Raw genomic sequence first — 24,981 nt, forward strand, 5'->3', positions numbered from 1 at the left:
TGAAGTGCACCCCAATTGTTAGACACAGTCTAACAATTGGAGGTGCATTTTTTATGGCTAAATTTTCTTCAAAAGAAAAAATCCAAGCGGTGAAACGATATTTAGATGGTACAGAAAGTGGAAAAATAATTGCTAAATCTATAGGAGTTAACCCTAGCGTACTTCGTGAGTGGATTAGACGATATGAGTCTTCAGGTGAAAAGGCCTTTGAAAAGTGCTATACATTCTACCCAGCCCAGTATAAACTAGATGTACTTTATTATATGAATGAACACGGGACATCTATCAGAGAAACAGCGGCACTTTTCAATATACCGTCTTATGAAACACTTCGGAAATGGAAAATAGCTTATGAAACAGGAGGATTGGATGCCCTACAATCAAAGAAAAAGGGGCATCCAACCATGAAAGATAAAAAAATAAAACCAGTAGATGAAGGATCAATCGAAGCCTTACAAGCGGAAAATGAGCGTTTACGTATGGAAAATGCATATTTAAAAAAGTTGAATGCCTTAGTTCAAAACAAAGAAAAATCACCAAACAAGACAAAGCGCAAGTAATCTACGAGTTAAGGCATGAATTTCCTATCAAGGAGTTACTTCAACTCGCAAACATTCCACGTAGTACGTACTATTACTGGATGAAACATTTTAATCGTCCTGATCCAAATGCGGAGGTAAAAGAACTGATTCAAGCTATTTATAATGAACACGATGGGTGTTATGGTTATCGTCGTATTCGTGATGAACTTATGAATCGTGGACACAAAGTAAATCATAAAAAAGTATATCGCCTTATGAAAGAATTAGGGTTAAAATGTCTGGTTCGTATGAAAAAATATCGCTCTTACAAAGGGACAGTTGGGAAAATTGCGCCAAATATTTTAAATCGCAACTTCCAAGCTGAAAAACCAAATGAAAAGTGGGTTACAGATATTACGGAGTTTAAGTTATTTGGGGAGAAGTTATACCTATCACCAATGTTGGATTTATTTAATGGTGAAATTATCACGTATACAATTAGTTCCAGACCGACCTATTCCCTTGTTTCAACGATGTTGGACCAAGCCCTTTATTGTGTAACCGATCCGGATAAACTCCTCATTCACTCTGATCAAGGTTGGCACTATCAAATGAAACAATACCGTCATTCTCTTAAGAATTGTGGCATAACTCAAAGTATGTCTCGCAAAGGAAACTGTTATGACAATGCCGTTATTGAAAATTTCTTCGGTATCATGAAATCGGAATTTCTGTATCGAAAAGAATTTGAAAGTATAACACATTTCAAACAAGAATTAGCAAAGTATATAGAATACTATAATCATAAAAGAATTAAGGCAAAATTAAAGGGTATGAGCCCAGTACAATACCGGGCTCATACCCTAGAGGCTGCCTAATGAAACGACCTGTCTAACTTTCGGGGGTCACTTCATAATGGAAGAATGGCTTTTTTTATTATTGATAAATCTCTTTATATTTCTTATACTCTGCTTCAGAACATAGTACGAAATGTCCTGGGCGAATTTCACGCATTGTTGGCACTTCGCTACCGTAATCATGCTGCGATGGATCGTATACGATACGTTTACGATTGCGCTCATAATCTGGATCTGGTAGCGGAATTGCTGATAATAGTGATTTCGTATATGGATGAACTGGATTCGCATATAACTCTTCACTTGTTGTTAGCTCAACGATTTGACCACGGTACATTACACCGATGCGGTCACTAATGTATTTTACCATTGATAAATCATGGGCAATGAATAAGTATGTTAAACCTTTTTCTTTTTGTAGCTTTTTCAGTAAGTTTACAACTTGCGCCTGAATCGATACGTCAAGTGCTGAGATCGGCTCATCCGCAATGATAAATTCTGGTTCTACAGCAAGCGCTCGAGCGATACCGATACGCTGACGTTGTCCACCTGAGAATTCGTGCGGGAAACGGTTTGCGTGCTCTTTATTTAAACCAACTGTGTTTAATAGTTCATGAACACGGTCCATGCGCTCTTTTTTACTTTTCGCTAATCCGTGAATATCAATACCTTCTGCGATAATATCCCCTACTGTCATACGAGGATTTAATGATGCGTATGGATCTTGGAAAATCATTTGCATTTTACGGTTGAATTTCTTCAATTCTGCGCGTGATTTCTTACCATGTACGTTTTCACCATCGAACAATACTTCACCAGCAGTTGCATCATATAAACGAATAATCGTTCTTCCAGTTGTTGATTTACCACAACCTGATTCTCCTACAAGACCAAATGTTTCTCCGCGGTAAATATCAAATGAAATATCATTAACCGCTTTGACAACACCACCACTCACGTCGAAGTGCTGCTTTACATTTTTTACTTCAATTAATTTCTCACGTTGTTTAGTCATGTTGTTCACCTGCTTTCATTTGAAGAATACGTTTTTCAACGACTGCCGGCGGTTTTACTTCTGGAGCTTGCTCGTGAAGTAACCAAGTTGCCGCATAGTGTGTATCACTTACTTTAAATAAAGGTGGGTCCATTTCAAAATCAATTTTTAGTGCCTGTGGGTTACGTGGTGCAAAAGCATCACCCTTTGGCGGCTTTAATAAATCCGGAGGCGTTCCAGGAATTGCATATAACTCTTCCTCTGAGCCATCTAAACTTGGCATAGATGCGATTAAGCCCCAAGTATATGGATGTTTCGGATTATAGAAAATTTCATCTACAGTTCCAATTTCAACAACTTTACCAGCGTACATAACTGCCACTCGGTCAGCAACGTTTGCTACTACACCTAAGTCATGCGTAATGAAAATAATTGCCGCTTCTGTTTTTTGCTGAATGTCTTTCATAAGTTCTAAAATTTGTGCCTGAATCGTAACGTCTAGCGCTGTTGTCGGCTCATCGGCAATTAATAATTTCGGGTTACAAGCTAACGCCATCGCAATAACTACACGCTGTCTCATACCACCTGAGAATTGGTGAGGATATTGTTTTAAACGAGCTTCTGGATTTGGAATACCTACAAGGTCGATTAATTCTAAAGCAACTTTACGTGCATCTGCTTTACTCATCCCTTGGTGTTTAATAAGGCCTTCCATAATTTGATTTCCAATTGTCATCGTTGGGTTTAATGATGTCATTGGATCTTGGAAAATCATCGCGATATCTTTACCACGTACTTGCTGCATTTCTTTTTCTGTTAATTTCGTTAAGTCACGACCTTCAAATACAATCTCACCATTTTTAATGCGTCCAGGAGGATTCGGAATTAATCCCATTAACGCTTTAGAAGTAACTGATTTCCCTGAACCAGATTCTCCTACAATCGCCAATGTCTCTCCTTTTTTCAAATCAAAAGTAACGCCGCGTACAGCTTGTACTTCACCTGCATGTGTATCAAAGGAGACTTGTAAATCTTTTACCTCTAACAATGTTTTCATCTTTGCCTCTCCCCTCTTTTACTTACGCATTTTTGGATCTAACGCATCGCGTAATCCGTCTGCCATTAAGTTAAACGCTAAAATTAATATACTGATGACAACCGCAGGGATGAACATCATATGCGGATACGTTTGAATAGATTTATAACCGTCATTTACAAGAGAACCAAGTGACGCGAATGGTGGCTGAATACCTAAACCGATGAAGCTTAAGAACGCCTCACCAAACACCGCCGTTGGAATTGTAAACATTGTCATTACGATAATTGGTCCCATTACGTTCGGGATTAAGTGTTTTACAATTAATTGTGTATTTGTTGCACCTAATGTACGAGATGCTAACACATATTCTTGGTTTTTTAATTTCAGGATTTGTCCACGAACGATACGCGACATCCCTATCCAACCTGTAATTGCCATTGCGAGTGTAATTGACCATATACCAGATCCCATAATGATTACCATTAAGATAACGATGATTAAGTATGGAATACCGTTAATAATCTCCATAATACGTTGCATAATATTATCTACTCTGCCGCCATAAAACGCTGAAATACCTCCGTATGCAACCCCAATTACTAAGTCAATTGCTGCTGCTAAAAGAGCGATATATAATGATACTCGTGTACCTTCCCATGTTCTTGTCCATAAATCACGACCAAGATCATCTGTACCAAACCAGAAATACTCTTTAATATCACGTTTTTCATATTGGTCAACACCATATTGATCTGTACCGTCAAATGGTAACCAATGAACATTTTCAATAACAGGAATTTTCGGTGGCATTTTCGCACGACCTAAATCTTGCTCTTTATACGAGTGTTTACTTACCATCGGTCCAAAAATTGCTAGTAATATAATAAGGCTTAATAATACGAAACCAAACATCGCGCCTTTATGTTGGAACAAACGTCTTCTTACATCTTGCCAAAACGTTAAGCTTGGACGGGCAATGACTTCATTATCCACATTATTTTGATTGGCTTGTTGAAATAAATCTGGAGATAATTTTTGTACATCTTTCATCACTTTTTCCCTCCCGCTAAACGAATTCGAGGATCAATAATTCCGTATAAAATATCGACAATGAAAATAACTAAAATGAAGATTGCACTATAGAAAATTGTAGTTCCCATAATAACTGTATAGTCATTCACTGTAATAGATTTAACGAACTGTTCCCCTAGTCCTGGTACAGCATAAATTTGCTCAATAACTAATGTACCTGTGATTAAACCTGCAACCATTGGTCCTAAAATTGTTACTACTGGAATTAACGCGTTACGAAGTGCGTGTTTGATAATGATAACACCTTGGCTAATCCCTTTCGCTTTTGCTGTTAAAATGTAATCGGCTTGCATAACTTCAATTAACTCGGCACGAGCGAAACGTGCGATTGTTGCAATAACTGCCATCGATAAAGCAATTGTAGGCATTACTGTAAACTCTGGTCCTTTCCAGAACGCTACTGGGAACCAACCAAGTTTTACCCCTACGAAATATTGTAGTAAAGCGGCGAATACGAATGATGGTACCGACATCCCGAGTACGGAAATAATTGTCGCTCCATAATCGACCCATGTATTGTTACGAAGTGCCGCAACGATTCCTAAAATTAAACCGATAAATGTTCCTAATATAATCGCTTGTAAACCAAGCTGTGCTGATGGTCCAATGCGATCCACAATCATATCTGTTACTGGACGGTTATCATATTGGAATGATACCCCTAAATCACCTTTTGCTAAGTTACCTAAGTAACGTGCGTATTGAACTGGTACCGGATCATTTAAACCATATTTTTCCAGAATGATTTCTTTTTGTGCCGGTGATAGCTTCTCCTGGTTTTTAAGCGGAGAACCCGGAAGTAATTTCATCAAAAAGAAAGTCAGCGTAGTAATTAAAAATAATGTCAAAGCCATGTACACGAAACGTTTTAATACATAACGTCCCATAGTCAAGCACCTCCCCGTTTTTCTCAAAAGCAATAAGATAGTTTAAAATATTCTTACTTTTATTTTTTTAAAATAAGAGCATATGCCCATCATAGGCATATACCCCTGTAAACGATGGAAAAAAAGATTATTTTTGTTCAACAGATGCCCATTTGTAAGTTAATCTACCACCATAGTTGATTGGTATAATATCTTTTACAGCATCTTTTACTATATATGCTGAACCTTTTTGGAAGATTGGAGTGATAACTGCATCCTCTTTAATTAACATCTTCTCTACTTCTAAAAGGTTGTTCCAGCGTGCTTGTAAATCTTTTGTATCTGTTTTAGCTTTTAGAATTAACTCATCATATTTCTGATTAGAATACCCTGTTTTATTTTGAGAACCATTTGTAACAAACATATCTAAATATGAGATTGGATCTGGGAAATCTGGGCCCCAAATACCAAACGCAATATCATATTGCTGAGAATCTTCTAATTTATTTTTTTGTGCAAATGGCTGCTGTTTAATTTTAATTGATAAACCAGGTAAGTTTTTTTCCATCTCACCTTTTAAGAATTCACCAACCTTTTTTGCATCTTCATTATCAAAGTTTAAGAATTCTAGTTCGATTTTATCAGTGCCAAGCTCTTTCTTCGCTGTTTCCCAAAGCTTTTTCGCTTCTTTTGGATTCGTTTCAACTAGCTTTCCATTTTCAGCTCGGAAATCTTTTTTATTCGGACCTTCAGCGAAATCTTTTCCAACAAATCCATAAGCTCCAATCGCACCATTATTTAAAATAACTTTCGCAATGTTATCACGATCAAAGGACATTGAAATTGCTTTTCTTAAGTTTTTATTACTTAAGTATTGATTACTTTGATTAAATCTTAGGTAAGCAACCCCTGCTTCTTTTCTTGTGTGGAATTCTGAGCTTTGTCTAAACTTATCAACAAATTCTGAAGTTAGAGCCGCACGATCAATCGAGTTTGTCTCATATAAATTTACATCAGTTGACGTATTTTTTACAATATTAAAGTTAATCTCTTCGATTTTAACCGTTTTATTATCCCAATATGATGGGTTCTTCTTAAACTGGAAGCTTTGCTCATGTTTCCAATCACTCATAACAAATGGCCCATTATATAATGTTGTATTTGCCTCTAACCCAAACTTATCACCTTGTGCTTTTACAAAGTTTTCATTTAGTGGGTAAAATACCGGATAAACTGTTAAATCAACAAAATAAGGAACGGGATTGTCTAATTCCACTTCTAATGTATAATCATCAATCGCTTTTACACCTAATTGGTCAGCATGTAATTCTTTTTTATGAATTTTCTCTGCATTTTTAATATCAAACATAATGTACGAATACGTCGCTTTTGTATCTGGATTTACTGCTCTTTTCCATGAATACACAAAGTCTTTTGCTGTTACAGGCTCCCCATTCGACCATTTTGCATCTTTTCTTAATTTAAATATGTATTTCTTTCCGTCATCTAGCTTTTGAACATCTTCTGCAATTCCAGGCACTCTCTTTTGATCTTTGCCGATACGATATAAACCTTCCATCGTATTATTTAATGCTGTAGAAGATGCAGAGTCAGATGCTAGCGATGCATCCATTGACGGAATTTCAGATAACTCTGTTAAATTAAGAACCTGCTTTCCGTTACTACTACTCGTAGTGTTTTCTTTCCCTTTTGCTTTTGCGTCATCTTTTTGGTAGCTACACGCACCCAGCAACATACTTGCAGTTAAAGTCGATGCAAGTAATAACGGTATCTTTTTCTTCATGTTGTGTTGCCTCCCCTAATTGCACTTCCTGTACCCTCACTTGTTAAAAAGTAGAATTGAAAGAATAATCTCCAAGTTTCTACAATTTTCATTATACATATAATATAACAATTGTGAATATAGTTTTTTGTTTTTTTGTTAAAATTTTTAATAAAATGTTTATATTTTTATTTTTTTGTAAAGGGATACGTTAACATTGATACCATCATCTTGAAATCAGACCTTTAATTGCGTATAATTTTCAAAAAATTAATTCTAGTACATATTATAGCTTTTATAGTATAATAATTCTAGTAATATTTTGACGGGGGGGAACATTTTGAATAAAGTTTTTTTTCATACTTGTATACTAATTTTCATAGCGATAATCGCTTCTAGTATTGGCGCATTCCTCATTTCATCGCAATTTTTGTTGAATTTTGTCAACATCTTGTTTTATATTGCACTGTTTTTTATTCTTATCGGCGGTTTTTTATACATATTTCAAAATGGTTTTTTCAATGTAACCATTTACGCATTCCAAAGAGTATTTGGTACGAATAAAAAGATCGACTCTTTAATTGAAGAAGTCGAGGAACCTACAGATAAGAAAGAACGTATTTATAAAACATATTCATTCAAATGGACATATCCAATTTGTATTACAGGTATCGTTCTTGGGTTGTTCTCGACCCTTATTAGCTTTACTATTTTGATGTAGTTTGCAAACACTATCCCATATGATATAATAATCAGCAAAACATTTTGTTATAAAACTTTAGTTCTTTCATATTAAAAGAGCTCAAGTAACAATAAATAAATTTATATGTATGCGATGATAAAGAAGAGTACATATTGAGGCAATTTCAGAGAGCTTGTGGTCGGTGTGAACAAGTAATTGTACAGTATGGAATGGGCTTTTGAGCACCAAACCGAACCGAAATTAGTAGGCTTTGGCGTTATATCCAAACGTTATTATGGATTAGAGAGATTTCACAGTGGTGAAATAATTAGGGTGGTACCGCGGTCCATTCGTCCCTATAGTTTTTGGGATGAATGGGCTTTTTTGTTTGCCTTCTCTTCCCCCATCACGCATTCAATTTTAGGAGGAATTACTTATGTCAGTTATCTTTTCTGGTATTCAGCCAAGTGGAACGATTACACTTGGAAACTATTTAGGAGCCATGAAGCAGTTTACAGAGCTTCAAAATGAACACGACTGTTATTTCTGTATTGTAAACCAACATGCGATTACAGTACCTCAAGATCCCGTACAACTTCGTAAAAACATCCGCAGTCTTGCTGCACTTTATGTGGCATGTGGCATTGACCCTGAAAAAGCTACTTTATTTGTACAATCAGAAGTACCAGCACACGCTCAACTAGGTTGGATCATGCAATCTGTTGCTTACGTTGGAGAATTAGAGCGTATGACGCAATATAAAGATAAAGCTTCTGGTAGAGATTCAGTTCCAGCTGGATTACTTACGTATCCACCATTAATGGCTGCTGATATTTTACTTTACAATACTGAAATCGTGCCGGTTGGTGATGATCAAAAGCAACATATCGAATTAACACGTGACCTAGCAGAGCGTTTCAACAAACGTTACCGTGAAATCTTTACAATGCCTGAAATTCGTATTCCAAAAGTAGGAGCTCGCGTTATGTCATTAACAGAACCTACGAAAAAAATGAGCAAATCTGATCCGAATCCAAAATCAATGATTAGTATGCTTGATGAGCCAAAAACAATTGAAAAGAAAATTAAGAGTGCTGTTACTGACTCTGAAGGTATTGTGAAATTTGATAAAGAAAACAAACCTGGTATCTCTAACTTATTAACAATCTACTCTTCATTCTCTGGAAAAACAGTTGAAGAAATTGAAGCAATGTACGAAGGAAAAGGATACGGCGACTTCAAAGGCAACCTAGCGCAAGTAGTCGTAGAAGCAATTCGTCCAATCCAAGACAAATATAACGAACTAATCAACTCACCAGAACTAGACGAAATTCTAGACAAAGGTGCAGAAAAAGCAAACCGCGTTGCATTCAAACAACTACGCAAAGTAGAAAACGCAATGGGACTAAGCAGAAAACGTAGGTAACATATAAAGCGGAGGCGGCTAGTTTAGAATGTGAGGGGGATGAAGCTCCTGACGTAGAGGCGCTTTTTGCCTCGCAGGAAGGCGCGAAGCCACCGAACATTCTTGCCGCTGGAACTAGATTACTACAAAATTAAAAAACCGCCAATTGGCGGTTTTTTAATTTACCTTTTGCTCATTTTCCATTTCCCATAACTTTTCAAAAAATGGCTGTCCTTTTACGAGACGCTCGCATAATTGTTCGTGTTTCTCAGACCAACCAGCTTTCGCTTCATCATACAGTCTAGCCCAAATATCCTCGAACTCCATATGTTGAACCGTTCCATATGCTGATGGATTCCACTCTGTGTACCAATAGCGAATCTCTGCTGTATTTTTCGTTGTATGTAATTGATCTAACGCCATAAATAATAATTGTTTTAGCTGTCTTTCTTTACGAGTCAAGCCATTCATAATGAAAGGCGATGGTGATAAAATGTGATGTTCTTTTTCTGTTTCTTCTACTTGGAACTCATACTTTTCTGCTTGTACGTTTTCTACCATCTCATATACCATCTGCTCTTGGCGTGGTATAAGTCTGCTTTTGCGAATTGGTACATTGTAACCAATTGTGTCAATCGCAATAATTCCTTTTCCATCTGTAACAACAAAGCAATACTCTTGCTGCAAACGTTCATGATTTTTACGAATATAAGCCTTATGATGTACGTCTTCCAGCATTTTTTGCGGAAGCTCTAACAATTCGTTCTCGATGTAATGATATAATGTGGCATCTACTTTTAATAATGGCACTTGATCTAATAGCTCAATCGTATCATCTTTCCGCCATTCGTAAAAATGACAAACGTTATACCCATTCTCTTCACCTTCAAACCAATTTACCCATACATCATGTAGATATAACATTCACTACCCCTCACTTCACTACTGTTTGTACCAATCATTATGTTCATTTTTGCTTAACTTTATTCCACTTGAGGAAATATATTCTAATTATTATTTTTTCTTCTATTAATACTAAAAAAAACAGGAAATAGAGCCCCTGTTTTTTTATATATGAAATGTATTTGCTTTATTCAATATTTCTTTTGCATCTATAGATAATAAAGAAAGTGTATCTTCTCCTTCCAAAGTTACACAATCTTTGACAATATGAAATCCAAGCGCATAGCCAAGCATCTTCGGATAAGAGTGAAAGCCATTTAATAAGATGTCATGTTCCCTTGTTCCTCGTTTTATACTTATTCTTTCATGTACAACATTTTTCCAATAATAAATAGCCTCTTCTTTTGAAAGATACGCCGTCCACGGTGCATTATTTTTTTCTGTATACCTTTCTGTTACTGCTTGCTCAGCTAGCCCTTCCATAATCATTGTATCAAGTAATGTATATTCTGTTTCTTTCGTCTCAATTTGATGTAACCTGCATATGTGATGGTATTCATGCGCCAATAACACTTTTAATTCTTCTACCGAATTCCGTCCACATACGAATAAGAAAATAACATGACGCATAGATAATCCAGCCCTACCGTTATACTCTTCTTGCACAGTTCGATTATAGGAATCTGATAATAAAATAAAGACAGGGACATCCGGACCTTTCAACCAATTTTTCAATTTATCATACTCCAGGCTCAACTCTTTCCAAATTTCCTTTTCCTCTAATTCTTTAATTTCCTTTTCCCCGCGCATGATCGGGCGATACATCCCTTTTGAAATTAAAAAGCGATACAACCTTTCTTTTGGCAACGGAATATACTTCGTAAATTTCTCACAAAGTTTCTCTGGCCGTCCATAATATAAATGTAGCCATTCAGCTGTTTCAACAATCCCCATCTTTATCCCTCCTTTTTCTTATGTATATGCTACAGGAGAAAAAGACGTAAAAATAAATAAGGAGTTTTTTCGCAATATAATGCGGAAAAACTCCTTATTTTATCTATTATTTATACGATTTAAATACTAACACTGCGTTATGACCACCGAATCCTAATGAGTTACTTAATACTGCATTAACTTCTTGATGTCTCGCTTGATTCGGTACGTAATCTAAGTCACATTCTGGATCTGGTGTCTCATAGTTAATTGTTGGAGGAATTACTCCGTCTGTAATTGATTTAATAGAGAAAATCGCTTCAACAGCACCAGCTGCTCCTAATAAGTGACCTGTCATTGATTTCGTTGAGCTAATTGCTACTTTATACGCGTGCTCACCGAAAGTTTCTTTAATTGCCATCGTTTCATATTTTTCATTCGCATCCGTACTTGTACCATGCGCATTAATGTAATCAATATCTTCTGGCTGTAGGCCTGCATCAGCTAAAGCTTGACGCATTGCACGCACTCCGCCTTCACCACCAGGAGCAGGCATTGTAATATGGAATGCATCACCAGTTGCACCGTAACCAGCGATTTCCGCGTAAATGTGAGCACCACGAGCTAATGCGTGCTCTAATTCTTCAAGAATTAAAATACCTGAACCTTCACCCATTACGAAACCGCTACGGTTTTTATCAAACGGACGGCAAGCCGTTGCTGGGTCTTCATTAAATGTTAATGCTTTCGCTGAGCTAAATCCTGCGAATGCCATACTTGTTAGCGGCGCTTCTGCTCCGCCTGTAATCATTGCATCAGCATCACCACGCTGAATTGCTTTAAATGCATCACCAATTGAGTTTGCACCAGATGCACAAGCCGTTACAGAACAAGTGTTAATTCCTTTTGCTCCTGTTGCGATTGATACTTGACCTGCTGCCATATCTGGAATCATCATCGGCACGAAGAATGGGCTCACGCGGCGTGGGCCTTTCTCAGTAAAAATCTTAAATTGTTCTTCGTATGTTTCCATACCGCCAATACCAGATCCAATCCATACACCAATTCGAGGTCCGTTTTCTTCTGTAATTTCAAGCTTTGCATCTGCAACTGCCATTTTCGCTGCTGCTACTGCATATTGTGTAAAGCGATCCATACGGCGCGCTTCTTTTTTATCAATATATTTCTCGACTTCAAAGTCGTTAATTTCCGCTGCTACTTTTGCTGGAAATAGTTCTGGATCAATTCTTGTAAGTCGCCCGATTCCAGATACACCCTTTTTAATGTTTTCCCATGCTGTTTCAACATCTGTTCCGACCGGTGTAACAGCTCCTAGTCCTGTAATTACGACCCTCTTTTTTTCCATACAAAATACACTCCTTTTTTTCTCTCAGTCCTTATTTACCCCAACGAAGAGCAACTGCTCCCCATGTTAATCCACCGCCAAAACCAACAAGTATAATTAAATCACCGTCTTGAATACGTCCGTTTTGCAATTCCTCTACCATTGCAATCGGAATTGAAGAAGCTGATGTATTACCGAACTTCTTAATTGTCATACTCATTTTTTCTTGTGGTAAATTTAACCTCTCTCTTGCAGATTCCATAATACGAATATTCGCTTGATGCGGTACTAAGAAATCTACATCCTCTTTTGTAAGACCAGCCTTATCCAGCACGCGAAGACAAGATTCACCAAGTTGACGAACGGCAAATTTAAAGACTTCTCTGCCATTCATCATAACATACTCGTCTTGATATAGATGCTTACCGCCGCTTCCGTCTGCTCCTAATTCGAAAGATAGAACGCCTCTTCCTTCTGAAACTGCTCCCATTACGATAGCACCGGCTCCGTCTCCAAATAATACCGCTGTATTTCGATCATTCCAGTCTACAATTTTAGATAGCTTATCACTACCAACTACTAATACGTTTTTATAAGTCCCCGTTTGAATAAATTGCTGCGCTGTAATCATTCCGTACATAAAACCAGCGCATGCTGCACCTACATCCATTGCAGCTGCATGTTTCGCTCCAATCGCTTCTTGAATGACACAAGCTACTGCTGGAAACGCACGATCTGGTGTTACTGTCGCCACTAAAATAAGATCGATATCTTCTCCGCTAACCCCTGCATCTTCAAGTGCTTTTTTTGCAGCCTCTACGGCCATATATGAAGTATCTATTGTATCATCGGCAATGCGTCTTTCTGCAATTCCCGTTCTCGTACGAATCCATTCATCGGATGTATCCATTATTTTTTCTAAATCGTGATTTGTGACTACTTTTTCTGGCACATATCTTCCGATCCCTAAAATGCCCACGTTCACATCGCAGCCCTCCGTTTTATATCAATTATTATGACTTGGTACTAATTTTAAAACATAAATGTATTTTTGTCTAGAATATATTTCGCATAAAACAGAAAGCTAACGCATTATCCACTTTATTTTTCATTAAAAGAAACAGAATCATACCTTTTCGTGTTTCATTCCAAATAAAAAGGCCCGAACCGCTTCTACTCACGATTCGAGCCTCTCCTCCATCAAAAAAGAAGGATTTTATTCTTTATCTGCTTTCCCAAGCTCATAAGCTTCGTTCATAACTTTCATTAACAACTCTAACACCGGCTGTGCTTTCTCCATATCAAGTGCAATTCCATTATCATCTAAAATTGCCTTTGCTTCCGGTAAATGCTTCATTGCGATTTGTAAAAACTGCATGCTTTTTTCGTTCATATTATACTCTTCCTCTCCATTAAAACTTTCACATACAATAGTGTAACACGCGTGCTACTCTTCGTATAACTCTTTATATTTTTTCATGTGTGCCAGTTGCTTATTTAAACCGTATTCTAACGGGGTATTTCTTTTTATCGAAATTACCTCGATAGCCTCATCTCTTATTTCATTATTATTTTTATTTACTTTATCATCCGCGCGTAAAAGATTCATACCTTTTTCCCATAATGACTGTTTACCACTAAGTAAATTGTATATACCAAGATGCGCCCCGTTCGTTCCATTTTCCCATAAGTATTCACATACATCTTCAATGTAAAGTAAATCACTTCCTTTTTCCTCACTCGTACAACGGCACTCTTTCTCGTCTAATTCTGATAAAATGAGCTGATGATACATCATAAAGGATGGTTGCCACGGTCCATATAATGTAGGAACTCGAAATACACTATATTTTAAATTCCCTTTTTTCAACCCTTCTTCTACTTTCAAAAATAGTCGCTTATTTTCGGATTCACCTGTACTACTTACTTCAATAGAAGAAATTAAATTTAACTTCACTTTTTGTTCTTCACACATTCTTATAATTCGCTTTAAATATTGTAATATGACTCTTTCATTCCGAAATCCACATTGCTGATTTGGCTCATATAAGCAAAAGTAGACAGTATCGAATCTCTCTTCCTCTACCGATCTCCATCCATCTTCATCTCTTATCGAATAATACGTAAATAACGCATTTCGCCCAATTAACAATAACTTCTCTTCATTAATTTTGGTCATACTATCGAATTCATCAAAATCAAGACCATACACTTCTACTTCTTCTGCGATCATTTTATTCACAAGGTGATAACCTACAAACGTAAGTGCACCTATTATCAGCACGCGTTCCATACCACCAACCCTTTCCCTTTGAAACAAATAGCTCCTCATTTATGTATATCGGAGCTTCACAATTCTTCTTCATATTTTTTAAAGAAATCGGTCGTTTGCCTAACCATTTTATATTTCACATCTTGCAGATGGAATAAGACAGAAGTATCACATTGATTTAATTGCCTCATTTTCTCATATCTCCGCAACTGCTGTTTTCTTCCTCTTTTTTCTTGTGTTGATACGAAAATTTTAACAGGTACACAAGATGGAAGAAGCGTAAATGATTTCTTATTTATTTTTAAATCTAATTCTTCTTCTTTGGCATCATACGCCAAACTTAATTCCTTCACGAGTCTCTTGTAAAAAAACTTATGCTCTTTCTCAAAACCCACATATTCTGGTAAATCTAAACACGGATTTAACATAACAACAGAACGAATACATTCAGGATATTTGTTCATCATTTCAAGTGCCACAAGCGCTCCCATACCATCTGCCATAATGTGCATCTTCGCATTTAACGTCTCTTTTCTCAAAACAACATCATATAAACGCTTTGCCAGACGAACAGATTGATCGTTCCCCCAATGTCTTCCGTATAAATTAGAGGAAAAGACCGTGTAGCCTTGCTCAATAAGACCATGTAAGAAATAAGATTTACCCGCATGTTGTGTCCATAAACTTGTACCATTCTCAATAAAGTAGTTATAATCACCGAGGAGCATAACAGAAAATCCATTTGGCTTCTCCGGTAAATAAATGACACATGGTTCTTTTTCTAAGTAAAAAAAACGTTCCGTAATACTCATTTTTCCCCCGCCTTATTTTCTAAACATATAAAACCACTCTTTTATAATGTATGAACGGAATGCAAATTTGCGTTGAAAAATCTACAAATATTTTTCTATATTCTTTTTTCAATTGTGTTACAATAAGGACAGATTGAACGAATAGAGGTGTAAAATATGCGTTTCATTTGGGCATTAATTTGGTCGTTCTTACTTGTACATATGATGAGCTACGTAATTGGCTCTATGACTGGCGGTACATACGACTTTAACCAAGCGTCTATTTTCTCAGTTGTTCTTGCTGTATTAGTACTCGCAATTTCAGCTGCAATTCCAAACGAGCCAGTAGAACAACACTAAAAAAAGAGTCCGGATTTTATCCGAACTCTTTTTTATTTTCATTTCACATGAACGACTAATTCGTTATTTTCTACATCAACAACTACGTGACTATTATCTGTAATTGTTCCTGCAATTAATTCTCTTGCTAATTTCGTTTCCACTTGACGTTGTACGTATCGTTTTAATGGACGAGCTCCGTACATTGGGTCGAAACCAGCTTCTACAACAAATTCTTTTGCTGCATCTGTTAATTCTACTGTAATGTGACGGTCAGCTAGACGGCCTTGTAGTTCTTTTACAATTTTATCAACAATGCCTTTAATTTCATTCGTTGTAAGAGGTTTGAATAAAATAATTTCATCAACACGGTTTAAAAATTCAGGGCGGAAATGTCCTCTTAATTGCCCCATTACAAGGTCTCTTGATTCCTCTTTAATCGAACCATCTTCTTCTAATCCCTCTAGTAAATGAGCAGATCCAATATTTGAAGTCATAATAATAACTGTGTTTTTAAAGTCTACTGTTCTTCCTTGTGAATCTGTAATGCGTCCATCATCTAACATTTGTAATAAAATGTTGAATACTTCTGGATGTGCTTTTTCGATTTCGTCTAACAAAATAACTGAATATGGTTTACGTCTTACCGCTTCTGTTAATTGACCGCCCTCTTCATATCCTACATATCCAGGAGGCGCACCAATTAAGCGTGACACAGCGTGTTTCTCCATATACTCAGACATGTCAATACGAATCATTTGCTCTTCACTATCGAATAAAGACTGCGCTAACGTTTTTGCAAGTTCTGTTTTACCAACACCCGTAGGGCCTAAGAAAATGAAGGAACCAATTGGACGATTCGGGTCTTTAATACCAGCGCGTGCACGAAGAACCGCGTCTGATACTAGGCTTACTGCTTCCTCTTGTCCGATGACACGCTCTGATAAGATTTGCTCTAAGCGTAGTAATTTCTCACGTTCGCCTTCAACAAGTTTAGCAACAGGAATACCAGTCCAGCGTGAAACAATATCTGCAATTTCTTCTTCACTTACTTCCTCACGTAATAAACGATTTTCTTGTTTATTATGCGCGCCCATTTCTTCCGCTTCTTTTAATTCTTTTTCGATTGCAGGAATTTTCCCGTGACGAAGTTCGGCTGCTTTATTTAAATCGTAATTACCTTCTGCTTCTTCTAATTCACGGCGCAGACGTTCTAAATGTTCACGTAAGTCACGAACTTTGTGAATGTCTTCTTTTTCTTTCTCCCATTTCGCTCTCATACCACTTGCAACTTCTTTTAAATCCGATAATTCACGTTGCAATGTTTTTAGACGCTCTTGGCTACCACGATCCGTTTCTTTTCCAAGAGCCGCTTCTTCAATTTCCAGCTGCATAATACGACGCGTTACTTCATCTAATTCTGTCGGCATAGAATCGATTTCTGTACGAATTGTTGCGCACGCTTCATCAACAAGGTCAATCGCTTTATCCGGTAAGAAGCGATCTGAAATATATCGATCTGATAAAACTGACGCTGCTACAATCGCACGGTCATGAATATTTACACCGTGATAAATTTCAAAGCGTTCTTTTAATCCACGTAATATGGAAATCGTATCTTCAACAGTTGGTTCTTCTGCTAATACTTGTTGGAAACGTCTTTCTAGTGCTGGATCTTTTTCAATATATTTACGATATTCATCTAATGTTGTCGCCCCGATACAATGCAGTTCACCACGAGCAAGCATCGGTTTTAACATATTTCCTGCATCCATCGCACCTTCTGTTTTACCAGCTCCAACGATTGTATGAAGTTCATCAATGAATAATAAAATGCGGCCTTCACTCTTTTTAATTTCATTTAATACAGCTTGCAGACGCTCTTCGAACTCACCACGGAATTTCGCACCTGCTACGAGCGCACTCATATCTAACGCAAAAATCGTTCTATCTTTCAATCCTTCAGGTACATCCTTTTTCACAATACGCTGTGCTAATCCTTCAACGATTGCTGTTTTACCAACACCTGGCTCCCCAATTAAAACAGGATTGTTTTTCGTTTTACGTGAAAGAATACGGATTACGCGTCGAATTTCACTATCTCGGCCGATTACAGGATCAATTTTCCCGGCTCTCACTTCTGCCACTAAATCACGGCCATATTTTTCTAACGCTTCATAAGTTGCTTCTGGATTTTGACTAGTCACTCTTTGATTCCCCCGAACTGTCATTAAAGACTGTAATAAGTTATCTTTCGTAATATGCAATGTTGTAAATAATTGATTTATATCGCCTTTTTCTTCAGAAAAAGCAAGTAATACATGTTCTACTGAAATGTAATCATCCTGCAGTTTTTCTGCTTCTTTCCCTGCTCTTACAAGCAGTTGTTGCAGAGCGCTCGTTACATACAATTTTCCAACTTCTGCACCGCTTCCCGTTACAGAAGGTTTCTTTTTAATTAAGCTTTCAGCGCCTTGCTTTAACGCTTCTATATCAACATTCATTTTTTGAAATATACGTACCGCTAATCCATCTTGCTCTTCTAATAATGCAAGTAATAGATGAACAGTATCCACCTCTTGGTGATGATGAGATACCGCTAAAGATTGGGCACTCATAATCGCCTCTTGTGTTTTTGTTGTCATTTGATTTAAGTCCATCTTTACAGCCCTCCAAAACTTTGACTTTCTTTGACCTTTGATTTGATTATACGCCAACTGACTTTTTTATACAATAATTTTGCCTATGTATTTTCAAACTTATTATTGGAAAAAGAAAAAGGAAGCATTCATTATATTGTTTTAAAAATACGGTAAATGAAATTATAATGTGTAACGACAAAAAAGCCGCAATAACGATTGCGGCTTCTGTTACGGTTTTCTTTTATATGTCCACTGACGGTTATGATTCGTATTATCTGGAAACTTTTCACCGGCAGTTAATTGTACCATTTGCGGATTTTTCACCATACTTCCCGTTTCACCAATTTCTACATAAATACCATCATTCGGCGCTTTTTGTCCAGAACGAAACCTGCGATTTTGTCCCATTTTCATTCTCCTTCCATGACGTCTTTGCCTCATTAGTATATCCATTTTAAAAGAAAGGTTTTCTGTCATGTTTAGGAAACAGTACTACATCTCGTCCTTGTACATATATATGAATGATACAAGCGTAAGCAGGGATTTCTTTCCTACTTGTAGAAAAAAAAAGAAACCAACCTACTCTAGGCTAGTTTCAAAGGAGAGTCAAACATATACGAGAAGATTACATGTTCATTATATGCCTCATCACACGAGCAATGTAACCCTTTTCACAATTTGTACATAATGAAAGAAACATTGTTTGAACTTTCTAAAAAGATGTTGACTTTTCTTAATTTCCAACGATAAATAGTAGACATCGCAGCACTTTGAGACGTAAGATGGATATATAGTGAAATTTCCATCTATGGTGATTTCACCGAGTCTAACCTCTTATTTCTGCATATTAAAAACGGAAATACAGATAGATACAAAAAAATTATTATAAGAGGTGAAATTATGAACAAACAACATTTAATCGCATTAGACTTAGACGGTACTTTATTAACAGACAACAAAATAATTTCCACTCGAACGAAACATACAATTGCAAAAGCAAAGGAACAGGGACATATTGTTATTATTTCAACAGGACGTCCATTCCGTGCTAGTTATGATTACTATAAAGAACTTGCTCTTAACACACCTATCGTAAACTTTAACGGTGCTTACGTACATCATCCTCTTGATTCAAGCTGGGGAACACACCACTCTCCTCTTGAGCTAGCAACAGCGCAAGAAATTGTACGAGCTTGCTTTGATTTCGGCGTAAAAAATATATACGCGGAAGTAATGGACGATGTGTATGTTCGTGAAATTGATGAAGATAAAAAACATATTTTTGAATTCGGCTCTCCTAAGATTTTTACGGGAGATTTATTAAATATTTTAAACGATCATCCAACTTGCTTATTAATTGATGCACATGACGAGCATTCCACTGCAATTCGTCAACATTTAACGGATATGCACGCGGAAGTAATCGATCATAGAAAATGGGGCGCACCTTGGCCGATTATTGAGATTGTGAAAAGCGGATTAAATAAAGCGGTTGGATTACAAAAAATTTCTAGTCATTACAACATTCCACAAGAGCGAATTATCGCTTTCGGTGACGAAGATAATGATTTTGAAATGATTGAATTTGCTGGTCACGGCATCGCAATGGGGAATGCCATCCCTGAATTAAAATCACTCGCAAACCATACGACGTTAACGAACGAAGAAGATGGTATTGCTTTATATTTAGAAGAGGTTCTTGGGTTGTAATCTAAAAATTCCCTACTTATAGTTTCCTGCCAAATGTCCATACTATAAGTAGACGCAAGAGACATCGCGTCGATTGTTTTCAGCTAAATAAAGGGGGTTTTTCGAATGGGTAAAAAGAACAAATCAAAGCGTTTTATCCAACAAGGAGCCGATGCTGTTATGAAGCATGATGCAAGATTCCCGTACAGAGGTACATTAGCTGAGGCAGAAAAGGCAAGAAGTAACTCTTCTTTTGGAGGGGTTTAAATGGGGAACTTACTATTCCAACAAGCTAGAGATGCTGTTGAAAATGCCGTATCTTGTTCAAGTGGTACTGAGCAACAAGATCTCGTCTATAGAGCAAAAAATGCTTTGCAATCCGCTTACGCAAACTCTTCAACTGCTGAAAAAGTTCAGCTCCGTGAAATGCAAGAGCAATTGCAAAACATTACGAATGTACATTAAAAAAGAGGACCAACTTTGGTCCTCTTTAATCTTTCCGAAACAATCCGAACACCCCAACTGTTTGCAGTATATTTGTAAATGCACTTGGGTCCACTTGTTTAATAATCCTCTCCAATTCGTATAACTCGTAACGGGTAATAACCATCATTAACATTTCTTTATTTTCATTCGTATAAGCACCTGTTGCTGGTATCGTTGTAATTCCTCTTACTAATCGCGAGTGAATCGCCTTTCTTACGTCCGCCCCATTCTTCGTAACAATTAATGCTGTAATCTTTACATGACGAGTATGAATTGCATCAATAATTCTCGTTGATACATATAAAGTCACTAACGTATATAACGCTTTTTCCCATCCATATACATAGCCAGCAGCGATAATGATAATTGCATTAAAAAAGAAAAAGTATGTACCGACAGGCTTATCTTTTATTTTTGATAAAATCATGGCGATAATATCTAATCCACCTGTAGAAGCACCCCACTTTAAAGCAATCCCTACTCCAATTGCCGAAATAATCCCGCCAAAAATCGCATTTAATATGATATCATTCGAAACCGCTCTAACAGGGATGATTTCTAGAAACAAAGTCATAAATATAACACAAAGAAAACTAAAAAAGGTGAAGGCCTTTCCAACCTTTTTCCACGCTAAAATAACGACAGGAATATTAAATAAGCTAAACAATACTCCCGTAGATATGTGAATCGATAAAAAATCACCTAATATTTGTGATAATAATTGAGACAATCCAGCAAAGCCGCTCGCATACACTTTCGCTGGCGTTAAAAATAAATTCATCCCAATCGCGTTTAATAAACCTGCGATGATTACAACGATTAACTTCTTTATAAGTTCAGTATAATTCAACTTCAAATCCATTTCGAATCCACCTTTACCCTTCATAAATGCACCGCTATACATAGTCTTTACGAAAAAGGAAATGATAAACGTACAACGTTTAGAAATGGAGTTGATACATATGCCACATACGAGTGATAACGACAAAAAAGCACGCGATAATAATGCAAAACGCACACAAAAAAATGAGCAAGAGCAAAAAAATATTCAGCAAGGTAAACGTGCATACTCTAAAAAGACCGATCACCTTTGATTCCATCGTACATCAACAATTATGTTGATGTACTTTTTTACATTTTAAAGGAAAAAAACATTAAAAATTCACTTCATGTTCACTTCTATATTCTACAATAGCGATAACATATTCGGATGAGGTGTTGGCATGAGAGGGAAACATATTTTCATTATTACTGCACTAATAAGTATATTGATGCTATCTGCTTGCGGACAAAAAAACGGATCAGCTACAGTCGCCACAGCAACAGACTCGACTGTTACGAAGGACGACTTCGAAAAACAATTGAAAGATCGTTACGGAAAAGACATGCTATACGAAATGATGGCACAAGACGTCATCACAAAAAAATATAAAGTACCTGATGAAGAGGTAAATAAAGAAGTAGAAAAAGTAAAAAAACAATATGGAGATCAATTCAAAAAAGTATTAGAAAACAATCGTTTAAAAGATGAAGAGGATTTCAAAAATCAAATTAAGTTCAAACTTGCTATGAATGAAGCGATTAAGAAAAGCATTACAGAAAAAGACGTAAAAGATCACTATAAGCCAGAAATTAAAGCGAGTCACATTTTAGTAAGTGACGAAAATGAAGCGAAAGAAATAAAGAGTAAATTAGATGCTGGTGCTTCATTTGAAGAATTAGCAAAACAAGAATCACAAGATCTACTATCAAAAGATAAAGGTGGAGACCTTGGATACTTCAATTCAGGTACAATGGCTCCTGAATTCGAAACCGCTGCGTACAAACTAAATGTTGGACAAATTAGCAATCCCGTAAAATCATCAAACGGTTATCACGTTATTAAATTAACTGATAAAAAAGATCTAAAACCTTACGATGAGGTAAAAAACTCTATTCGCAAAAACTTAGAGGAAGAACGTACTGCTGATCCTGCATTCAGCCAAAAATTATTACAAGAGGAATTAAAAAAGGCGAATATTAAAATAAACGATAGTGATTTGAAAGATACATTTACTCTTGTTTCACCGCAAGGAAATTAAAAAAGCACAACCTTATCTTTTTACATAAGGTTGTGCTTTTTAATCTTCTATCTTATTTCTTAAAGTAAGTCCAACCTTCTTCTTGGTAAACTTTTTCTTCTTTCATCAATTTACCAAGTGCGCGCTTAAATGCAGCTTTACTCATGTTAAAGCGTTCTTTAATATCTTCCGGATGGCTCTTATCCCAAAACGGCATTGCTCCGCCTCGTTCTTCCATATATGCATAAATTACTGCCGCATCGTCTTCCATTCCTTCTTCTTTACGAGGAAGAAGTGAAATGTTAATTGTACCATCATCTTTCACGTCAATAATACGGCCCGTTACACGCTCACCGATGCGGACTTGTTCTTTTCTTTCTGTATGGTGTAAGAAAGCACGGAAATGCTCATCAGTTAGTATGAATGAACCAACTTGAAGCGAACGATATACACGTCCATTTACGTTTTTATTACGCATAGATGGCGTTGCATCTACGATAATTTCTTGCATATCACTGTCTCTTGCCGGAAGAGCAATTAAACGATCACGATTCGTTAATTTTAACGTACAATATAATTCGTCGCCTACTTCTGGCCATACCGGCATATAAATTGGGAACTCATCAGCTGGAATTAGTATATCTTTTGACACACCAATATCAACAAACACACCTAAACTAGGAATAACTTCTACAACCTTTACCCAGTTCCAATCATACGTTGTAATAATCGGTTCCTTCATTGTTGCTGAAATACGATTTTGGTGATCAAGGTATAAAAATACATCAATCGTATCGCCTTCTTCAATTTCTCCAGCTACTTCGTTTTTATGTAGGAAAATTTCTTCTTCTTCATTCCCAACCATATATCCGATTTCCGTTTCGCGTAAAACAGTTACCTGTTCAATCGATCCTATTTGCAAATACATATTTTTTAATTCCCTTCTATATATATAAAATTATCTTTTTTATCATTCCAAACAAAAGTTAATTATAACATGATTTTTCCTGTATTTGTCCAACTGCCCAAAATTCACTATAATAAAATGAGGTTCCATGAATATAAGTACAAAAACACTTAAGTCTAGACTCGTTTTCAGCTATACTTTAGTATGTACAGTACATAACAAGATTAGAAATTTATTTGGAGGTGCTAACTATGGCAAAAGATAGTTCTTTTGACATCGTTTCGAAAGTAGAATTACCTGAAGTAACAAACGCAATTAATATCGCATTAAAAGAAATCCAAAACCGATATGACTTTAAAGGAAGTAAAAGTGATATTAAATTAGAAAAAGAAGTACTAGTTTTAACTTCTGACGACGAGTTCAAATTAGACCAAGTAAAAGACGTTTTAATTTCTAAACTTGTAAAACGTAACGTTCCAATTAAGAACTTAGATTACGGAAAAGTTGAAGCTGCAACTGGCAACACTGTTCGCCAACGTGCAACACTTCAACAAGGTATCGATAAAGATAACGCTAAAAAAATTAACAACATCATTAAAGAAATGAAATTAAAAGTAAAAACACAAGTACAAGACGATCAAGTACGTGTTACAGCGAAAAGCCGTGATGACTTACAAGCCGTAATCGCAGCTGTTCGTAGCGCTGATTTACCAATCGACGTACAGTTCATTAACTACCGCTAAAAAGAAAACTCCTCTTAATTAGAGGAGTTTTCTTTTTGTCTTGTAGAGACAATATTACAAGAACAAACCATAGAAAAAAGGGTATGTGCGGTAAAAATCGCTAAGTAAATTGAAAATAAGGAAAAGACACCTTAAGACGTTTTCCCTTCGATTTGAATTACTTTTCTTAGCAATTACATCCTAGGCCAAAGTCATCTTAAAAATTGCTATAACTCATAATTCCTCTCCTCGCCGAAACGTAACAATTTATGAGTATAAGAATATTTTCCAACCTTTAATGTAATGTAAAATTAATAAGTATTTTAAAAAATGTTAATTAAAAAAGAGTTAGAAGTGGTTATTTGAAGAAATTAATATTATGGTTTTTATTGGCCACATTCTCCCTAAATACTGTAGGATGTTCTAATAATACGAATACACTAACGGATAAGTCTAACTGTATCAACAAAGCTTGGTACAAAAAAAATATGTCATGTAATCATTTAAAAAAACATTAAATAGTTAATGATAAAGGTCATAAAAAAAAGACACCTCAAAGTGCCTTCCTCCGACTTGAATCATCTCAATCTTAACAATATTTGGATGTGATTAAAAAGAAGCATAAATTGTTAATAAAGATGCAGACTTCAAAA

At 36.3% G+C, this 24,981-nt stretch carries 26 protein-coding genes and 1 other annotated feature; of the genes, 10 read left to right on the top strand and 16 right to left on the bottom strand.

Annotation, left to right across the window (positions count from 1 at the left end; translation table 11 throughout):
* The first annotated feature begins 53 nt into the window (after positions 1-53).
* Positions 54-1,399 (top strand): IS3-like element ISBth10 family transposase gene (locus ACO6VI_RS29170; protein ID WP_098840180.1). Its coding sequence is split into 2 segments (ribosomal slippage): positions 54-495 and positions 495-1,399, totalling 1,347 coding nucleotides; the frame shifts between segments, so codons are not numbered across the junction.
* A gap of 58 nt (positions 1,400-1,457) precedes the next feature.
* On the opposite strand, the gene ACO6VI_RS29175 is transcribed toward ACO6VI_RS29170, so the two are convergent.
* The 5 genes from ACO6VI_RS29175 to ACO6VI_RS29195 form a co-directional block, all read right to left on the bottom strand.
* Entirely contained in the window at positions 1,458-2,393 is a 936-nt protein-coding gene (locus tag ACO6VI_RS29175) for an ABC transporter ATP-binding protein (protein WP_016082471.1), read from the bottom strand.
* Positions 2,386-3,429, bottom strand: a complete 1,044-nt coding sequence (locus ACO6VI_RS29180; RefSeq protein WP_000854346.1) for an ABC transporter ATP-binding protein — start codon at positions 3,427-3,429, stop codon at positions 2,386-2,388. Before ACO6VI_RS29180 ends, ACO6VI_RS29175 begins: the two co-directional genes overlap by 8 nt.
* 18 nt (positions 3,430-3,447) lie before the next feature.
* Entirely contained in the window at positions 3,448-4,464 is a 1,017-nt protein-coding gene (gene opp3C / locus ACO6VI_RS29185; protein WP_000974098.1) for an oligopeptide ABC transporter permease, read from the bottom strand.
* Positions 4,461-5,390 (bottom strand): oligopeptide ABC transporter permease, encoded by a 930-nt coding sequence (opp3b, locus tag ACO6VI_RS29190; RefSeq protein WP_000534165.1) that lies wholly within the window; start codon positions 5,388-5,390, stop codon positions 4,461-4,463. The genes opp3C and opp3b overlap by 4 nt, the downstream gene beginning before the upstream one ends.
* Before the next feature lie 127 nt (positions 5,391-5,517).
* On the bottom strand, positions 5,518-7,173 hold the full coding sequence (locus ACO6VI_RS29195) for a peptide ABC transporter substrate-binding protein (RefSeq protein WP_161520143.1): 1,656 nt from the start codon (positions 7,171-7,173) through the stop codon (positions 5,518-5,520).
* A gap of 319 nt (positions 7,174-7,492) precedes the next feature.
* Here ACO6VI_RS29195 and ACO6VI_RS29200 point away from each other — a divergent pair, with 319 nt between their 5' ends.
* Together ACO6VI_RS29200 and trpS are read left to right on the top strand one after the other, a co-directional pair.
* Complete coding sequence (locus ACO6VI_RS29200; protein WP_001044985.1) at positions 7,493-7,873, top strand: DUF3899 domain-containing protein; 381 nt, start codon at positions 7,493-7,495, stop codon at positions 7,871-7,873.
* Between the two features lie 105 nt (positions 7,874-7,978).
* Positions 7,979-8,195: a binding site (T-box leader), on the top strand.
* A 75-nt stretch (positions 8,196-8,270) separates the two neighbouring features.
* Positions 8,271-9,260: a tryptophan--tRNA ligase gene (trpS, locus tag ACO6VI_RS29205; RefSeq protein WP_161520142.1), complete on the top strand. Its 990-nt coding sequence runs from the start codon at positions 8,271-8,273 to the stop codon at positions 9,258-9,260.
* Between the two features lie 156 nt (positions 9,261-9,416).
* Here the strand turns inward: trpS and ACO6VI_RS29210 are convergent, their stop codons facing one another.
* The 7 genes from ACO6VI_RS29210 to ACO6VI_RS29240 all read right to left on the bottom strand — a co-directional run bounded on the left by ACO6VI_RS29210 (position 9,417) and on the right by ACO6VI_RS29240 (position 15,504).
* Positions 9,417-10,163, bottom strand: a complete 747-nt coding sequence (locus ACO6VI_RS29210) for a YjbA family protein (protein ID WP_161520141.1) — start codon at positions 10,161-10,163, stop codon at positions 9,417-9,419.
* A gap of 144 nt (positions 10,164-10,307) precedes the next feature.
* On the bottom strand, positions 10,308-11,096 hold the full coding sequence (locus ACO6VI_RS29215; protein WP_071731607.1) for a DUF2268 domain-containing protein: 789 nt from the start codon (positions 11,094-11,096) through the stop codon (positions 10,308-10,310).
* A gap of 106 nt (positions 11,097-11,202) precedes the next feature.
* Positions 11,203-12,441, bottom strand: coding sequence for a beta-ketoacyl-ACP synthase II (gene fabF / locus ACO6VI_RS29220; RefSeq protein WP_000412656.1), 1,239 nt, complete (start codon positions 12,439-12,441; stop codon positions 11,203-11,205).
* A gap of 31 nt (positions 12,442-12,472) precedes the next feature.
* A complete protein-coding gene (gene fabH, locus ACO6VI_RS29225) occupies positions 12,473-13,405 on the bottom strand; it encodes a beta-ketoacyl-ACP synthase III (protein ID WP_161520140.1) in 933 nt (310 codons plus the stop codon).
* A 231-nt stretch (positions 13,406-13,636) separates the two neighbouring features.
* On the bottom strand, positions 13,637-13,813 hold the full coding sequence (locus ACO6VI_RS29230) for a ComZ family protein (RefSeq protein ID WP_001986215.1): 177 nt from the start codon (positions 13,811-13,813) through the stop codon (positions 13,637-13,639).
* 54 nt (positions 13,814-13,867) lie between these two features.
* Entirely contained in the window at positions 13,868-14,740 is an 873-nt protein-coding gene (locus ACO6VI_RS29235; RefSeq protein WP_000487723.1) for an NAD-dependent epimerase/dehydratase family protein, read from the bottom strand.
* A 29-nt stretch (positions 14,741-14,769) separates the two neighbouring features.
* Positions 14,770-15,504 (bottom strand): hydrolase, encoded by a 735-nt coding sequence (locus ACO6VI_RS29240; RefSeq protein WP_000028688.1) that lies wholly within the window; start codon positions 15,502-15,504, stop codon positions 14,770-14,772.
* A 156-nt stretch (positions 15,505-15,660) separates the two neighbouring features.
* Here ACO6VI_RS29240 and ACO6VI_RS29245 point away from each other — a divergent pair, with 156 nt between their 5' ends.
* Positions 15,661-15,843 carry a YjzD family protein gene (locus ACO6VI_RS29245; RefSeq protein WP_001211116.1) on the top strand — a complete coding sequence of 61 codons (183 nt, stop codon included), beginning with the start codon at positions 15,661-15,663 and terminating at the stop codon, positions 15,841-15,843.
* A gap of 38 nt (positions 15,844-15,881) precedes the next feature.
* Here ACO6VI_RS29245 and clpB read toward each other — a convergent pair whose 3' ends face one another.
* Positions 15,882-18,482, bottom strand: coding sequence for an ATP-dependent chaperone ClpB (gene clpB / locus ACO6VI_RS29250; protein WP_161520139.1), 2,601 nt, complete (start codon positions 18,480-18,482; stop codon positions 15,882-15,884).
* Between the two features lie 210 nt (positions 18,483-18,692).
* Positions 18,693-18,872, bottom strand: a complete 180-nt coding sequence (locus ACO6VI_RS29255) for a YjzC family protein (RefSeq protein WP_000531422.1) — start codon at positions 18,870-18,872, stop codon at positions 18,693-18,695.
* A gap of 492 nt (positions 18,873-19,364) precedes the next feature.
* Between ACO6VI_RS29255 and ACO6VI_RS29260 the strand changes: the two genes are divergently transcribed.
* The 3 genes from ACO6VI_RS29260 to ACO6VI_RS29270 all read left to right on the top strand — a co-directional run bounded on the left by ACO6VI_RS29260 (position 19,365) and on the right by ACO6VI_RS29270 (position 20,618).
* On the top strand, positions 19,365-20,174 hold the full coding sequence (locus ACO6VI_RS29260; protein ID WP_063546786.1) for a Cof-type HAD-IIB family hydrolase: 810 nt from the start codon (positions 19,365-19,367) through the stop codon (positions 20,172-20,174).
* 105 nt (positions 20,175-20,279) lie between these two features.
* The gene (locus ACO6VI_RS29265; protein ID WP_000516816.1) at positions 20,280-20,420 is read left to right on the top strand and encodes a hypothetical protein; all 141 of its coding nucleotides are present in this window, start codon (positions 20,280-20,282) and stop codon (positions 20,418-20,420) included.
* The gene (locus ACO6VI_RS29270; protein WP_000527408.1) at positions 20,421-20,618 is read left to right on the top strand and encodes a DUF3813 domain-containing protein; all 198 of its coding nucleotides are present in this window, start codon (positions 20,421-20,423) and stop codon (positions 20,616-20,618) included.
* A gap of 25 nt (positions 20,619-20,643) precedes the next feature.
* Here the strand turns inward: ACO6VI_RS29270 and ACO6VI_RS29275 are convergent, their stop codons facing one another.
* Entirely contained in the window at positions 20,644-21,501 is an 858-nt protein-coding gene (locus tag ACO6VI_RS29275) for a YitT family protein (RefSeq protein ID WP_016082482.1), read from the bottom strand.
* A gap of 100 nt (positions 21,502-21,601) precedes the next feature.
* Between ACO6VI_RS29275 and ACO6VI_RS29280 the strand changes: the two genes are divergently transcribed.
* Both ACO6VI_RS29280 and prsA read left to right on the top strand, forming a co-directional pair.
* A complete protein-coding gene (locus ACO6VI_RS29280; protein ID WP_001120851.1) occupies positions 21,602-21,733 on the top strand; it encodes a DUF3941 domain-containing protein in 132 nt (43 codons plus the stop codon).
* Between the two features lie 129 nt (positions 21,734-21,862).
* Positions 21,863-22,720 carry a peptidylprolyl isomerase PrsA gene (gene prsA / locus ACO6VI_RS29285; protein ID WP_063546784.1) on the top strand — a complete coding sequence of 286 codons (858 nt, stop codon included), beginning with the start codon at positions 21,863-21,865 and terminating at the stop codon, positions 22,718-22,720.
* 52 nt (positions 22,721-22,772) lie between these two features.
* On the opposite strand, the gene ACO6VI_RS29290 is transcribed toward prsA, so the two are convergent.
* On the bottom strand, positions 22,773-23,627 hold the full coding sequence (locus ACO6VI_RS29290) for a CvfB family protein (protein ID WP_000281259.1): 855 nt from the start codon (positions 23,625-23,627) through the stop codon (positions 22,773-22,775).
* 230 nt (positions 23,628-23,857) lie between these two features.
* On the opposite strand from ACO6VI_RS29290, the gene ACO6VI_RS29295 reads away from it, so the two are divergent.
* On the top strand, positions 23,858-24,349 hold the full coding sequence (locus ACO6VI_RS29295; protein WP_001040146.1) for a YajQ family cyclic di-GMP-binding protein: 492 nt from the start codon (positions 23,858-23,860) through the stop codon (positions 24,347-24,349).
* Positions 24,350-24,981: the final 632 nt, after the last annotated feature.

The organism is Bacillus sp. PSXD-155 (assembly GCF_049310765.1).
In the GTDB taxonomy this organism is placed as follows: domain Bacteria; phylum Bacillota; class Bacilli; order Bacillales; family Bacillaceae_G; genus Bacillus_A; species Bacillus_A cereus.

Bases quoted from the DNA above. Each gene is read 5' to 3' on its own strand.
- ACO6VI_RS29210 (WP_161520141.1), bottom strand. From the start codon at position 10,163: ATGTTATATCTACATGATGTATGGGTAAATTGGTTTGAAGGTGAAGAG.
- ACO6VI_RS29240 (WP_000028688.1), bottom strand. From the start codon at position 15,504: ATGAGTATTACGGAACGTTTTTTTTACTTAGAAAAAGAACCATGTGTC.
- fabF (WP_000412656.1), bottom strand. From the start codon at position 12,441: ATGGAAAAAAAGAGGGTCGTAATTACAGGACTAGGAGCTGTTACACCG.
- ACO6VI_RS29270 (WP_000527408.1), top strand. From the start codon at position 20,421: ATGGGGAACTTACTATTCCAACAAGCTAGAGATGCTGTTGAAAATGCC.
- prsA (WP_063546784.1), top strand. From the start codon at position 21,863: ATGAGAGGGAAACATATTTTCATTATTACTGCACTAATAAGTATATTG.
- trpS (WP_161520142.1), top strand. From the start codon at position 8,271: ATGTCAGTTATCTTTTCTGGTATTCAGCCAAGTGGAACGATTACACTT.
- ACO6VI_RS29295 (WP_001040146.1), top strand. From the start codon at position 23,858: ATGGCAAAAGATAGTTCTTTTGACATCGTTTCGAAAGTAGAATTACCT.
- ACO6VI_RS29255 (WP_000531422.1), bottom strand. From the start codon at position 18,872: ATGGGACAAAATCGCAGGTTTCGTTCTGGACAAAAAGCGCCGAATGAT.
- ACO6VI_RS29180 (WP_000854346.1), bottom strand. From the start codon at position 3,429: ATGAAAACATTGTTAGAGGTAAAAGATTTACAAGTCTCCTTTGATACA.
- ACO6VI_RS29215 (WP_071731607.1), bottom strand. From the start codon at position 11,096: ATGGGGATTGTTGAAACAGCTGAATGGCTACATTTATATTATGGACGG.
- ACO6VI_RS29280 (WP_001120851.1), top strand. From the start codon at position 21,602: ATGCCACATACGAGTGATAACGACAAAAAAGCACGCGATAATAATGCA.
- ACO6VI_RS29230 (WP_001986215.1), bottom strand. From the start codon at position 13,813: ATGAACGAAAAAAGCATGCAGTTTTTACAAATCGCAATGAAGCATTTA.
- ACO6VI_RS29195 (WP_161520143.1), bottom strand. From the start codon at position 7,173: ATGAAGAAAAAGATACCGTTATTACTTGCATCGACTTTAACTGCAAGT.
- ACO6VI_RS29290 (WP_000281259.1), bottom strand. From the start codon at position 23,627: ATGTATTTGCAAATAGGATCGATTGAACAGGTAACTGTTTTACGCGAA.
- clpB (WP_161520139.1), bottom strand. From the start codon at position 18,482: ATGGACTTAAATCAAATGACAACAAAAACACAAGAGGCGATTATGAGT.
- opp3b (WP_000534165.1), bottom strand. From the start codon at position 5,390: ATGGGACGTTATGTATTAAAACGTTTCGTGTACATGGCTTTGACATTA.
- ACO6VI_RS29260 (WP_063546786.1), top strand. From the start codon at position 19,365: ATGAACAAACAACATTTAATCGCATTAGACTTAGACGGTACTTTATTA.
- ACO6VI_RS29245 (WP_001211116.1), top strand. From the start codon at position 15,661: ATGCGTTTCATTTGGGCATTAATTTGGTCGTTCTTACTTGTACATATG.
- ACO6VI_RS29265 (WP_000516816.1), top strand. From the start codon at position 20,280: ATGGGTAAAAAGAACAAATCAAAGCGTTTTATCCAACAAGGAGCCGAT.
- ACO6VI_RS29275 (WP_016082482.1), bottom strand. From the start codon at position 21,501: ATGGATTTGAAGTTGAATTATACTGAACTTATAAAGAAGTTAATCGTT.
- ACO6VI_RS29175 (WP_016082471.1), bottom strand. From the start codon at position 2,393: ATGACTAAACAACGTGAGAAATTAATTGAAGTAAAAAATGTAAAGCAG.